Origin of the sequence: Pseudarthrobacter enclensis (assembly GCF_030811655.1) — a bacterium.
Lineage (GTDB): Bacteria > Actinomycetota > Actinomycetes > Actinomycetales > Micrococcaceae > Arthrobacter > Arthrobacter enclensis_A.
Genome location: NZ_JAUSRE010000012.1, coordinates 49510 through 63286 on the forward strand (window position 1 = coordinate 49510; position 13777 = coordinate 63286).

At 65.9% G+C, this 13777-nt stretch carries 9 protein-coding genes and 1 tRNA gene; 6 read left to right on the plus strand and 4 right to left on the minus strand.

What is annotated here, in order from left to right; all coding sequences use genetic code 11:
• Positions 1 to 23: 23 nt before the first annotated feature.
• The 3 genes from hrpA to J2X98_RS12630 form a co-directional block, all read right to left on the minus strand.
• Positions 24 to 4034: an ATP-dependent RNA helicase HrpA gene (gene hrpA / locus J2X98_RS12620; RefSeq protein ID WP_307308603.1), complete on the minus strand. Its 4011-nt coding sequence runs from the start codon at positions 4032 to 4034 to the stop codon at positions 24 to 26.
• Between the two features lie 79 nt (positions 4035 to 4113).
• On the minus strand, positions 4114 to 4452 hold the full coding sequence (locus J2X98_RS12625; RefSeq protein WP_307308606.1) for a protealysin inhibitor emfourin: 339 nt from the start codon (positions 4450 to 4452) through the stop codon (positions 4114 to 4116).
• A gap of 60 nt (positions 4453 to 4512) precedes the next feature.
• On the minus strand, positions 4513 to 5565 hold the full coding sequence (locus J2X98_RS12630) for a M4 family metallopeptidase (RefSeq protein ID WP_307308609.1): 1053 nt from the start codon (positions 5563 to 5565) through the stop codon (positions 4513 to 4515).
• Positions 5566 to 5691: 126 nt separating this feature from the next.
• Between J2X98_RS12630 and J2X98_RS12635 the strand changes: the two genes are divergently transcribed.
• Positions 5692 to 6642: a cation diffusion facilitator family transporter gene (locus J2X98_RS12635; protein WP_307308611.1), complete on the plus strand. Its 951-nt coding sequence runs from the start codon at positions 5692 to 5694 to the stop codon at positions 6640 to 6642.
• 55 nt (positions 6643 to 6697) lie between these two features.
• Here J2X98_RS12635 and J2X98_RS12640 read toward each other — a convergent pair.
• Positions 6698 to 6770 (minus strand) — tRNA-Arg (locus J2X98_RS12640).
• Positions 6771 to 7022: 252 nt separating this feature from the next.
• On the opposite strand from J2X98_RS12640, the gene argS reads away from it, so the two are divergent.
• The 5 genes from argS to thrB are packed head-to-tail and all read left to right on the plus strand — an operon-like array spanning position 7023 to position 13563.
• The gene (argS, locus tag J2X98_RS12645) at positions 7023 to 8687 is read left to right on the plus strand and encodes an arginine--tRNA ligase (RefSeq protein ID WP_307308614.1); all 1665 of its coding nucleotides are present in this window, start codon (positions 7023 to 7025) and stop codon (positions 8685 to 8687) included.
• A gap of 5 nt (positions 8688 to 8692) precedes the next feature.
• Complete coding sequence (lysA, locus tag J2X98_RS12650) at positions 8693 to 10162, plus strand: diaminopimelate decarboxylase (RefSeq protein WP_307308617.1); 1470 nt, start codon at positions 8693 to 8695, stop codon at positions 10160 to 10162.
• Positions 10163 to 11479: a homoserine dehydrogenase gene (locus tag J2X98_RS12655; protein WP_141942109.1), complete on the plus strand. Its 1317-nt coding sequence runs from the start codon at positions 10163 to 10165 to the stop codon at positions 11477 to 11479.
• Entirely contained in the window at positions 11480 to 12586 is a 1107-nt protein-coding gene (gene thrC / locus J2X98_RS12660) for a threonine synthase (protein ID WP_141942107.1), read from the plus strand.
• Between the two features lie 2 nt (positions 12587 to 12588).
• Positions 12589 to 13563 carry a homoserine kinase gene (gene thrB, locus J2X98_RS12665; RefSeq protein ID WP_307308624.1) on the plus strand — a complete coding sequence of 325 codons (975 nt, stop codon included), beginning with the start codon at positions 12589 to 12591 and terminating at the stop codon, positions 13561 to 13563.
• Positions 13564 to 13777 lie beyond the last annotated feature (214 nt).

The following is a 13777-nucleotide window of genomic DNA, read 5'->3' on the forward strand; positions in this document are numbered from 1 at the left end:
TTCCTCTCGTAGGGGTGCCGCTGCTAGGCGGGGGCGAGTGCCTTGTTGAGCACCGTGCGGATGCGCTTCTCGGATACGGAGTAGGCGGTCCCGAGTTCGACGGCGAACAGGCTCACCCGAAGTTCCTCGATCATCCAGCGCACTTGGGTTAACTCCCGTCCAGCGCGACGTCCCGGCAGGAGTGCCGAGACCGCATCGTCGTAGTCGTCTTCCAGGCCCTGGATCACCGCCATGTTCAGGGCATCGCGCTGCACGTTGCCGGGCAGCCGGTCCAGCCGCTTCTCGATCGCCGCAAGGTACCGCGGCAGCTGGCTGAGCTGGGCGTAGCCCGTGCGTGCTACAAAGCCCGGGTAGACCAGTTGTTCCAGCTGGCTCTTGATGTCGTTCAGTGCGCTGATCAAGGCCAGGCTGGTGGTGCCCTTGAGCTGCTTTTCGATCCGGCGCGTACTGGCGAGGATGCGCTCCACTGTGGCTGTGACTGAGAAGACGGTGTCGATAAGTTCGGCGCGCACCAGCTCGTAGAGCTGGTCAAAGGCCTGCCGGTCCCAGGGAAGCTCCGCGGGCGTGAGCTTGTCGATGGCGGCCAGGGCGCAGTCGGCGATCAGGGCGGACACTGAACCGTGTGGGTTCTGGCTGAAGGTCAGCTTCTCCGTGTTGCTCAGGTGCTCCAGGACGTAGCGGTCGGGCGCCGGAACACGCAGGGCCAGCAGCCGGATCACGCCGCCGCGCATCGCGTCCAGCTGCTCTCCAGCCGTCTGGAACACGCGCAGCGACACTGACGTGCCCTGGTCCACCAAAGCCGGGTAACCGGTCACGGTGTGGCCTTTGACCATGCTGCTCACCTGGCGTTCGATGCTGCCGAAGCTCCACTCCGTCAGGCCGTCCCGCTCCACGAACCCTGCCCCGGCCTGGACACCCGGGACCCCAGTGGCCTGCTGACGTCGCTGGGGACCGGCGTCGGACGTTCTGCCACTTCCGCCCTGCTCCTTCCCGTTCCCACCGGCCGCCTTGCCCCGGCCGCCGGGAGCGGCGGAGGCAGGGGTGGCGCCGAGCGATTCGGCGATGGCGCGCCGGGTGGCTGGGGCAAGCCGCTCCTGGAGCTCCACCAGGTCCTTGCCCTCGCCCAGGACCTTGCCCTTGCTGTCCACTACCTTGAAGCTCATCCGCAGGTGCGGGGGGACCGCGTCCCAGTTCCAGGATCCCGGCGGGACGATGGCCCCGCGGATCCGCCGCAGGACCAGCTCCAGCGACGGTTCCAGGTCATCCGTTTCCGGGTCGAAGTCCGCTTCAAGGGCCGCCACCGCCTGGCGGGCGACATCAGGGGCGGGAACGAAGTTCTTCCGGACCTGCTTGGGCAGTGACTTGATCAGGGCTGTCACCAGGTCCACCCGCTGCCCCGGAATCAACCAGCGGAACGGGGCGTCGTCGAGCTGGTTGAGGAACAGGACCGGCACTTCGGCCGTGACGCCGTCAGAGGGGTCTGGGGCCGAGCCCGGAGCCACCGGATGGAACTCGTACGTCAGTGGAAGCTCGAAGCCCTTGTGGAGCCAGGTCTTCGGATAGGCCGAATCGTCCAGGTCATCGGCGTCGTCACTGAGGAGCAGTGACTTGTCGTAATCCAGGAGGTCCGGGTTCTCCCTGCGGGCATCCTTCCACCACTTGTCGAAATGCCGTTCGGAAATAACATCGGGTCCGATCCTGGCATCGTAGAACTCGAACAGTGTTTCATCATCCACAAGCAGGTCGCGGCGGCGCATGCGGGCCTCAAGTTCCTCCACCTCATTCAGGAGGGCCCGGTTGCGCTGGAAGAATTTATGGTGCGTGCGCCAGTCACCTTCGACCAGGGCGTGCCTGATGAAGAGCTCGCGGGCGACGGCCGGGTCCACCCGGCCGTAGTTGATCCGCCGCTGCGCAATGATCGGGACGCCGTAAAGGGTGACTTTTTCGTAAGCCATGACGGCTCCCTGCCGGCTGGACCAGTGCGGTTCGCTGTAGCTGCGCTTGACCAGGTCCGGTGCCACTTGTTCCGCCCACAGGGGGTCGAACTTCGCCGCAACCCGGGCCCACAGCCTGCTGGTTTCCACCAGCTCCGCCGCCATGACGAAGGTGGGGGACTTCTTGAAGAGCGCCGACCCGGGGAAGATCGCGAAGCGGGTGCCACGGGCGCCGGCATATTCACGCTTGCGCTCGTCCAGGATGCCGATGTGGCTCAGCAAACCCGAGAGCAGGCTGATGTGGATGCCGTCATGGTTACCCACCGGGTCAGCCAGGCGTTTGTTGTCCAGGGTGATTCCCAGCGGCCGGGCGAGCTGGCGCAGTTGGGTAAACAGGTCCTGCCATTCGCGGACGCGCAGGTAGTTGATGAATTCGGCGCGGCACAACCGGCGGAAGGCAGAGGACGACAGCTCCTGCTGCTTCTCCTGCAGGTAGTTCCAAAGATTGAGGTAGCCGGTGAAGTCAGAGTTCTCGTCCCGGAAGCGGTTGTGCTTTTCCGCGGCGAGCTGCTGCTTGTCGGTGGGGCGTTCGCGCGGATCCTGGATGGTCAGCGCAGCTGCCAGGACCATGACTTCCCGGACACAGCCGCGTTTCCCCGCTTCCACGATCATCCGGCCCAGGCGGGGATCCACGGGCAACTGTGCGAGTTTCTGTCCGACAGCGGTGAGGCCGCCGCCCTTCGGCGCTCCGCGGCCCTCGGCTGCACCTGCCTTGCCGCCGTTGCCCTGCACGCGTGGGGGAGCGAGGGCGCCGAGCTCACGCAGGAGGGTGACACCGTCGTTAATCGCCCGGGTTTCCGGCGGTTCGACGAAGGGGAAGTCCTCTACGTCCTTGGGGCCTTTAGCCACGCCCATCGCCGTCATCTGGAGGATGACGGCGGCCAGGTTGGTGCGAAGGATTTCAGGGTCCGTGAACCGGGGCCGGGACTCGAAGTCCTCCTCGGAGTACAACCGGATGGCGATGCCGTCAGATACGCGCCCGCAGCGGCCCGAACGCTGGTTGGCCGACGCCTGCGAGACGCGCTCGATGGGCAGGCGCTGGACTTTGGTGCGGTGCGAGTACCGGGAAATGCGGGCCGTGCCGGTGTCGATGACGTACTTGATTCCGGGCACGGTCAGCGACGTTTCCGCCACGTTGGTGGCCAGCACGATCCGCCGCTTGTTGCCGGGATGGAAGACCTTGTGCTGCTCCTGCAGGCTCAGTCGGGCGAAGAGGGGGAGTATTTCGGTGTTGGCCAGTCTCCGGTTGGACTGGATGCGGGACTGCAGGGCATCTGCAGCATCGCGGATTTCGCGCTCGCCGGAGAAGAACACCAGGATGTCGCCGGGTGCCTCAGCCGCCAGCTCGTCCACCGCATCGCACACGGCATCCAGCGGATCGCGGTCCTCTTCGAGTTCATCGTCCGAGGCGTCTTCCTCGTCGGTGACCGGCTGGCTCAGGGGACGGTAACGGATTTCGACGGGATACGTCCTGCCGGAGACCTCAATGATGGGCGCCGGGTTCTCCGGGGTGCCGAAATGGTTGGCGAACCGTTCGGGGTCGATGGTGGCCGAGGTGATGATGACCTTCAAATCAGGCCGCTGGGGGAGGATCCGCTTCAGGTAGCCAAGAATGAAGTCGATGTTGAGGCTTCGTTCATGCGCCTCGTCAATGATGATGGCGCTGTACTTGCGCAGCAGCTTGTCCCGCTGGATCTCGGCCAGCAGGATGCCGTCGGTCATCAGCTTGACCTTGGTCGACTTGCCCACCTCGCCGGTGAAACGGACCTGGAAGCCCACCTCCTGGCCGATTTCCACGCCAAGTTCTTCCGCAATGCGTTCCGCAACGGTCCTGGCCGCCAGCCGCCTGGGCTGCGTGTGCCCGATCAGTCCCTTGTCCCCCAGGCCCAGTTCCAGGCACATCTTGGGGATTTGCGTGGTCTTCCCGGAGCCGGTTTCGCCGGCGATGATGGTCACCTGGTTGGCGGCGATGGCGGCCATCAGGTCCTCGCGGCGCTCGGAAACCGGCAGCTCGGCGGGATAGGAGATATGAAAAGTCATGGCTGCTGACAGTCTACTGCCGTCATGAACGGCCCTTGGTTCGGCTCCTGTCCCAGTACTTGTCCTCCTGCAGCAGGACTCAGGAGGTGGGGCCGGTGTTCGTGCCGGGAGGGAGCACAGCGGCCGTTTCCTCTGCCGCGGCCCGGGCACTGTCAACCAGGACGCGCCACGGCCCGGTGATGGCCTGTTCCGGCAGGGCTGCCCTGCGCTGCCCGGCGGTGATTGAGTAGATAAAGCGGTCCGGCTGCGGGGCTTCGAGGGCAGCGGCGACTGCCCGTGGTGTGCGGGGAACTGCATCCCACGGGCAGGCCTCGACGAGGGGCTGCCACTGGCTGAGGGCGGCGTCGGTCCGTGCATCCACCGTCCACACCCTGGGCACGGCGGCGGTTCCGCCTGTGCGCTCCACCTTGATCTTCATGGCCGGGTTCCTGGGCTTCCATATGGCCCCGGGGCGCAGTAACGGGCCACAGGACAGCGGTTAAACCTTGACCTTCACAGTTTCCCACGCGCCCCGCACCGCATCATGCCCGGTGGACTCCGGGCCGAAGAGGTTAGCGGCAGTGCGGATTGTGGCACGGGCAAAGACGCTGAAGGTGGCGGCCGGGGGCAGTGACCCGTTAGTAAGGGTTTCGTACCAGATGCGGCCGGGGGATTCCCAGGCGTTGCCGCCCAGGGCCTCTGCAACGAGGTAGAAGGCCCGGTTGGGAATGCCGGAATTGATGTGGACCCCGCCATTGTCCGCACTGGTCCGGACGTAGCCATCCATGGAGTCCGGCTGCGGGTCCTTGCCCAGAACGTCGTCGTCGTACGCGGTTCCCGGCGCCTTCATGGACCGCAGGGCGAGGCCCTGAACCTGCGGGGTGAAGAGGCCTTCCCCGATGAGCCAGGTGGCCTGGGCCGCGGTCTGGTTCTTCGCGTACTGATCGACGAGCGCGCCGAATACGTCGGACATGGACTCGTTCAGGGCTCCGGCCTGGTTCCTGTAGGCAAGCCCCGCCGAATATTGGGTGACACCGTGGGCCAGTTCGTGGCCGATGACGCTGATGGACCTGGTGAACCGCTCGAAGACATCCCCGTCACCATCGCCGAAGACCATTTGGCTGCCGTTCCAGAACGCGTTGTCATAGAGCTGGCCAAAATGCACTGTGGCATCGAGCCTGAGTCCGGAATCGTCCACGGAGTTCCGGTCAAACACCTCAGCATAAAACCGGTGGGTGTGTCCCAGTCCGTCATAGGCTTCGTCGGCGGCGGCATCCGTAGTGGCCGCACCGCCTTCCTTCCGGACCGGGGTGCCGGGGAGGACCTCGGAACCTTCCGCGTCATAGATGGTCCGGTTCACCGGGCCGGGCTTCTCGTGGCGCAGCGCGGGGGTTGGCGCGGACGCCGCCTGGGCCCGCGCCGCGTGGAATGATTCCACATGGCCCAGGGCCTTCCTGGCGGCGGTGGCCGCGGCAGAGTATCCCGGCGCATCCTGCTGCGCGAGCCTGCGCAGCAGGTACGGGGGAACAATTGAACAGAACTGAACGTGCATGGCGTACTCCCTCAGCTAGGTGTTCCCAACCTAGGAGCAGGCACTGACAATCAAACGGCAGGCCGCTTCGGCGAAACCAACGGCCAGCCGGGCGCTGGAGCCGGTGCAGGTGGGTACGGTTAGCGCATGGCTGAAACCGAAAAGAGCACCAAGTCCAGCTCCACCCTCCTGACGGTCATCATCGCGTTCGTGGCCAATACCCTCGTGGCGGGGGCGAAGTCGGTGGCTGCTGTCCTTTCAGGTTCGGCCTCGATGGCGGCGGAAGCGGCGCACTCCTGGGCGGACACCGGCAACCAGGTGTTCCTGTTCTTTGCCGAGCGCCGGTCTGCCCGGCCCCGGGACAGGAGCCACCCGATGGGCTACGGCCGGGAAGCCTATGTGTGGTCCATGTTCGCCGCCTTCGGACTCTTCACCGCGGGCGCAGTGGTGTCCATCATGCATGGCATCCAGCAGATCATCGCACCGGAGCCCGCGGCGGATTTCACGATCGCCTACGTGGTCCTGGGCGTTGCCTTCGTCTTTGAAGGGATTTCCTTCATCCAGGCTTTCCGGCAGACCCGGAAAGCGGCCCACGAGCTGGAACGGCATACGCTGGAGCAGGTCCTCATCAGCTCCGATCCCACGCTCCGCGCAGTCTTCGCCGAGGATGCGGCTGCGCTGATCGGCCTCGTCGTGGCGTTCGTGGGTGTGTTCCTGCACCAGGTGACGGGATCCCCGCTCCCGGACGCCATTGGATCGATCACGGTTGGCGTTCTGCTGGCCATCGTCGCTGTCGTCCTCATCGACCGCAACAGGCGCTTCCTGGTGGGGCAGGGCGTGACGCCGGACATTGAACGTTCCATGGCCCGGCGTGTGCTGGAGCATCCCGAGATTGCCCGGCTGACGTACCTGCACTTGGAATTTGTCGGCCCCCGCAAGCTGTACCTCGTGGCGGCAGTGGATTTGGAGGGGGACCACCCGGAGCACGAGGTCGCTGTGGTCCTGCGCCGGATCGAGCGCGAGCTGGAGGAGCACGAGACCGTAGAGGAAGCTGTGCTCACCCTGGCCACCCTTGACGAGGCGGCCCTGCGCTTCTGAGTTCCCTGGAAGCGAAAAATCCCCGCCGCTTCACTGAAGCGGCGGGGATTGTGTGTGCCCTCGGTAGGATTCGAACCTACGGCCTTCTGCTCCGGAGGCAGACGCTCTATCCCCTGAGCTACGAGGGCAATCCGGATATCCTGCCGTTCCCGGCGGGACGTCCTAGAGCTTAGCAGGAAGGTGGCCCGCAAGGGAAAACCGCTGCCCGGACCCGTCGGAGGGGTGAGGGGAACAGGCCGTTGCAGCCCGAAAAGGAGTCCGCGCGGGCCGGTTGCGCACTGGCACTTCCCTTTGCGTGGCGGACCGTGGGTCGGTTAGGGCGGGTGCCGGGGCTACGGGTCGAATTCTTTGCTGTCACTGGCCCCCGGTACGCTAGAGGGGTGACTCCCGAAGAACTTTCCCTCGCCATATCCGCCTGCCTCAAGGACGCCGTTGCCGCCGGCGATATTGCCCTTGCGGAATCAGCCATTCCGGCTGAGGTGCGTGTGGAACGGCCCAAGAACCGGGACCACGGCGACTGGGCAACCAACATCGCCCTGCAGCTGGCCAAGCAGGCAGGCACCAATCCCCGCGAATTCGCGAGCATCCTCAGCACCCGGCTGAAGTCCATCGATGGCGTCTCGGCCGTCGACATCGCGGGCCCGGGCTTCCTGAACATCACCGTGGACGCCGCTGCAGCCGGTGCCCTGTCGAAGGCCATCGTCGAGGCCGGCCGGACTTACGGCACCAACACAGCGCTCAGCGGGCACACGGTCAACATGGAGTTCGTTTCCGCAAATCCCACCGGTCCGCTGCACATCGGCCATACCCGGTGGGCCGCGTTGGGTGATTCCATTGCCCGCGTGCTGCGCGCCTCGGGCGCCGACGTGACGGCCGAGTACTACATCAACGACGCCGGATCGCAGATGAACACCTTCGCCACCTCCGTATACTCCCGCCTGCACGGCCGTCCCGTGCCCGATGGCGGTTACCCGGGACAGTACATCGCGGACCTGGGCCACGAGGTCCTCTCGGCGCATCCGGACATCCGCGAGCTGACGGAAGTGGCCGCACTGCCGGTCATCCGCGCTGCCGCGTACGAGGCCCAGATGAAGGACATCAAAGCCACGCTGGCGGAGTTCGGCGTGGAGTTCGACGTCTTCTTCTCCGAGCAGGAACTGCACGACGCCGGCGCCATCGAAAGTGCCGTGGCACGCCTGCGCGAACAGGGCCACGTGTTCGACGACGGCGGTGCTGTCTGGCTTCGGACCACGGACTTTGGCGACGACAAGGACCGGGTGATGATCCGGGCCAACGGCGAACCCACCTACTTTGCCGCAGACGCGGCCTACTACCTGTCCAAGAAGGACCGCGGTTTCACGGAGAAGATCTACCTGCTCGGCGCCGACCACCACGGCTACATCAACCGGCTCAAGGCGATCGCCGCCGCCGCAGGTGACGACCCCGAGGTGAACATCGAGGTCCTGATCGGCCAGCTGGTCTCCGTCAACGGAGCCAAACTGTCCAAGCGCGCGGGCAACATCATCGAGCTCAAGGACCTGATTGAGTGGCTGGGCAAGGATGCCGTCCGGTATTCCCTGGCCCGCTTCCCGGCCGACTCTCCGCTGACCCTCGATCCTGAACTGCTGAAGAAGCACAGCAACGAGAACCCCGTGTTCTACGTGCAGTACGCCCATGCCCGTTCCCGTGGTGCCGCGCGCAACGCGGTGGCCGCCGGTGTGGAACGCCAGGTGGACGGCCGGGACAGCTTCGAGGCCTCGCTGCTGGACCACGCCACGGAAAACGAGCTGCTGTCCTACCTGGGCAGTTACCCCTCCATCGTGGCCAAGGCGGCGGAACTGCGCGAACCGCACCGCGTGGCACGGCACCTCGAAGCCATCGCGGGGGCCTACCACCGCTGGTACGACGCCTGCCGGATCGCCCCGATGGGTGAAGAACCCGTCACCGACCTCAACCGCACCCGGCTTTGGCTCAACGACGCCACCAGCCAGGTACTGGCCAATGGCCTGGACCTGCTGGGCGTTTCGGCTCCAGAACGGATGTAGGACCGATGACGAACACAGCAGCACAGGGTTCCCCGCTTGCCCCGGAGTGGCTCGCCGTTCCGGATGACCTGAACAAGCTCCACGAACCGATGTGGGCCAAGGACGTCGCGCGCAACGGGGAGGGCGAACTCAGCATCGATGGTGTTCCCGTCAGCGAGTTGCAGCGGCAGTACGGCACCCCGCTTTTCGTCATGAGCGAAGCCGACTTCCGTGCCCGTGCCCGCGCCTTCAAGGACTCCTTCGACGCAGCCTTCGCCGATATTTGCGGCGGCGTTGACGTCTACTACGCCGGTAAATCCTTCCTCTGCACCGCAGTGGTGAAGTGGGTGGAAGAGGAAGGGCTGCGCCTTGACACCGCATCGGGCGGGGAGCTTGCCGTAGCAGCGCGCGCCGGCATGCCGGGGGAGCGGGTGGCGCTGCACGGCAACAACAAGTCCGACGCTGAACTGAACCGCGCGCTGGACATGGGACTTGGCCGGATCGTGGTGGACAGCCTGGACGAACTCGCGCGCGTCGGAGCCATTGCCCAGGCGCGCGGCGTGGAGGCGAAAGTCATGCTGCGGCTGACCCCCGGCGTCCACGCGCACACGCACGAATTCATTGCCACGGCGCATGAGGACCAGAAGTTCGGCCTCTCCATGGCGGCCGACACAACGGACGAGGCGGGCGTCTCCGCTGCCGAAGAAGCGGTGGCAGCGGCAGCCGCCCATCCCGGCATCGAACTGCTGGGCCTGCACTGCCACATCGGCTCCCAGATCTTCGAGCCGGACGGCTTCGCGCTGGCCGCAGAGAAGCTCCTGCGCTTCCTGGCCGCCATGCAGGAAAAATATTCCATCACCTTGCCGGAGCTGGACCTCGGCGGTGGCTACGGCATTGCCTACACCCCCGTGGACACCCCGCGCCCCGCAGCGGAAATCGCGACGGCGATGGCCGCCGTCGTGCGTTCCACCTGCGCCGAGCTGGGCATCGACGCGCCGCGCATCTCCATCGAACCCGGCCGTGCCATCGTGGGCAGCACCACCTTCACCCTGTACGAGGTAGGCACGCTCAAGACCGTCCGCGTTGATGCTCCGGCTGCGTCCGGTGGTGACGGAGGCAACAACGTTACGTATCCGCGCCGGTATGTTTCGGTGGACGGCGGCATGAGCGACAACGCCCGCCCGGTGCTGTACGACGCGGATTATTCGGCTGTCCTGGCGTCGCGCACCTCCACCGCCGCCCCGCAGCTGTCCCGCGTAGTGGGCAAACATTGCGAGAGCGGCGACATAGTTGTTAGAGATGTATATCTGCCCGTGGACGTGGCAGCCGGTGATCTGCTCGCTGTCCCGGGAACCGGCGCCTACTGCTGGGCCCTCTCGAGCAACTACAACTATCTGGCCCGGCCGGGCGTTGTCGCGGTGCGCGACGGATCTGCCCGGCTGATTGTCCGCGGGGAAACCGAAGAAGATTTGCTGAGCCGCGACATGGGAGCCTGAATGACGGAATTGCGAACGCTGAAAGTAGCCCTGCTGGGCTGTGGCAACGTTGGGGCCCAGGTTGCGCGGATCCTGCTCGAGGACGCCGACGCCCTTGCCGCCCGTGCCGGGGCACGCCTGCAGCTCAGCGGCATCGCCGTGCGCAACGTCAACGCCCACCGCGACGTCGAACTGCCGCAGGAACTCTTCACCACAGACGCCGAGACCCTGGTCAAGGACGCGGACTTGGTGATTGAACTGATGGGTGGCATCGAGCCGGCCCGCACGCTGATCCTCGCCGCGCTGCGCAATGGCGCCTGCGTGGTCACCGGCAACAAGGCCCTCCTTGCCCAGGACGGTCCAACCCTCTACGAAGAGGCAGACAAGGCCGGCGTCCAGCTCTCCTACGAGGCCGCCGTGGCCGGAGCCATCCCCATCCTCCGCCCCATCCGTGACAGCCTTTCCGGCGACCGGATCACCCGGGTGCTGGGCATCGTCAACGGCACCACGAACTTCATCCTTGACCAGATGGACAGCACCGGCGCCCAGTTCGCGGACGCCCTCGCCGAAGCCCAGCGGCTCGGCTACGCAGAAGCGGACCCCACCGCCGACGTCGAAGGGCACGACGCCGCGGCAAAGGCCGCCATCCTGGCGTCGCTGTCATTCCACACCCGGTTCGCGCTGGAAAACGTCCACTGCGAGGGCATTTCGTCCGTCACTGCGTCGGACATTGCCGCGGCAAAGGACGCCGGCTTTGTGATCAAGCTGCTGGCCATCGCGGAGAAACTCACCGATGCCGAGGGCAAGGAAGGCGTATCCGTCCGCGTCCATCCCACGCTCCTGCCGCGCGAACACCCGCTGGCCGCCGTCCGGGGCGCCTTCAACGCCGTGTTCATCGAGGCTGAAAACGCCGGCGAGCTGATGTTCTACGGCCAGGGCGCCGGCGGCACCCCCACCGCGTCCGCCGTGATGGGTGACCTCGTTTCGGCGGCACGCCGCCTGGTCCTGGGCGGACCGCAGCGCACCGAGACCACCACCGGCCACGTCCCGGCGCTGCCCATCGAGGCTGCCACCACCAGCTACTACATCGGACTGGACGTCGCCGACCAGCCCGGCGTGCTGGCACGGATCGCCCACCTCTTTGCCGAGCACGGCGTGTCCATCGAAATCATGCGGCAGACCATCCACCGCGACGCCGCATCAAATGTGGAGTCAGCGGAACTGCGGATCGTTACCCACCGCGCGTCAGAGGCTGCCCTTGCAGCCACCGTCGAGGCCGTCAAAGGCCTTGACGTCATCAATTCAGTTACATCCGTTCTTCGGGTAGAAGGAGTCTAAGTGGCTCACCAATGGCGCGGTGTCATCCGCGAATACGCTGACCGCCTGCCCGTGACGGAGTCCACCAGGGTGATCACCCTGGGCGAGGGCGGCACCCCGCTGGTGCACGCACAGAAGCTCTCCGAACTCACCGGCTCCGAGGTCTACCTGAAGGTCGAGGGCATGAACCCCACCGGGTCCTTCAAGGACCGCGGCATGACCATGGCCATGACGGCGGCAGTCGCCTCCGGCGCCAAGGCCGTGGTCTGCGCGTCCACCGGAAACACTTCCGCTTCCGCAGCCGCGTACGCAACCGCCGCGGGCCTGAAGTGCGCCGTCCTGGTCCCTGAAGGCAAGATCTCCATGGGCAAGCTCAGCCAGGCCATCGCCCACGGCGCAACGCTGCTGCAGGTGGACGGCAACTTCGACAACTGCCTGGACATCGCCCGCAAGCTGGGGGAGTCCTACCCCGTCTTCCTCGTTAACTCCGTCAATCCTGCCCGCATCCAGGGCCAGAAGACCGGCGCGTTCGAAGTAGTCGACGCCCTGGGAGACGCTCCGGACATCCACGTCCTGCCGGTCGGCAATGCGGGCAACATCACCGCCTACTGGAAGGGCTATAAGGAGTACTCCGCGCCGTTCGAGTCGGACACGGCCGGCACCCTGCCCGCCGTGTCCACCAGGACGCCCGCAATGTGGGGCTTCCAGGCTGCCGGCGCCGCGCCCTTCGTGGCCGGCCATCCGATCACCGAGCCGGACACCATCGCCACCGCCATCCGGATCGGAAACCCCGCTTCCTGGGACGGCGCAGTTGGTGCACGTGATGAGTCCGGCGGGCTCATCGACGCCGTCACCGACGAAGAGATCCTGAGCGCCCACCGCTGGCTGTCATCGAAGGAAGGGGTCTTCGTAGAGCCCGGTTCCGCAGCCGGCGTGGCGGGCCTGCTCAAGAAGCATGCGGCCGGCGAGGTTCCCAGCGGGAAAACCATCGTCATCACCGTCACCGGACACGGACTCAAGGACCCCCAGTGGGCCCTGCGCACCGAGGACGGCAGCGACGTCAAGCCGGTCAAGGTCCCCAACGACGTGGTCACCGTTGCCGCTGAGCTGGGACTGGAAGAAAAATAGCCTTGGACACCACCTCGCAGGCCGCCGTCGGACTGCAACTCATCGAGCCGGGCCAGCGCGTCACCGTCCGCGTCCCCGCCACCACAGCCAACCTCGGTCCCGGGTATGACAGCCTGGGACTCGCGTTGGCGCTGCATGACACCCTCACGGTGGAAAGCCTGGACACGGACGAACTCGTGTTCGAGCTCAGCGGCGAGGGCGCGGACACGCTGCCGCGCGATGCCAGCCACCTGGTGGTCCGCGCCATGGACGCAGCCTTCGAGCGGCTGGGCTACCGCCACGGCGGCCTGAAAGTGACCGCCGTGAACGTGAACCCGCACGGCCGGGGGTTGGGCTCCTCCGCCTCCGCCGTGGTGGCCGCCGTCTCCGCAGCCAATGCCATGGTGCCTGCCCGGAGCCAGCGCGGAAAGGACTGGATCCTCCAGCTGACCAGCGAACTGGAAGGGCACCCGGACAACGTCGCACCTGCGATTTTCGGCGGACTGGCGCTGTCATGGCAGGACAGTGAGCAGTACAGCAGCACCAGCGCCACCGTCGCCGGGTCGGTCATCCCCATCGTGGCGGTACCCGACTTTGAACTCTCCACCGAAGCCGCGCGCGCGCTGTTGCCCGCATCGGTGGCACACCACGCCGCCGCTATGAATTCGGGAAGGGCTGCCCTGCTGATCCATGCGTTGACGCAGAAGCCCGAATTTTTGTTGCCCGGCACGGAGGACTACCTCCACCAGAGCTACCGCGCAGAGGCCATGCGGCCCAGTGCAGCGCTCATCGCCGCGCTGCGCAACGCCGGTTACGCGGCCGTGGTATCCGGCGCCGGCCCGACCGTCCTGGTGCTGGCCAACGGGGAGGCCCAGGCCGCCAATGCCCTGGCCTTCATCGAGGCCTTCACTGCCAGGAACACGCCGGAAACAGGCTGGCGCGTGCTGAAGCTCGCAGTGGACGTCGAAGGTGCTAAGGTGGACTTGCACCGGCGGTAATTCCGCCTATCTGATCTGCTCCTGCATTCAGTTGCTATTTGATCTACGACTGTGAATGTATTCCGGTGCCACCTGCTTGGTCTGTCGCAGGAATCTGCAGCATCCAACTGCCCCTGAACCGTCAGCCCGGCGTTGCGTCATTGGGCGCAGCGCAAGGTGAATCAGTATCCGGCCCTGCTGGCCGAAATCCAACCGGCAAGGCCGAAAAATCCCG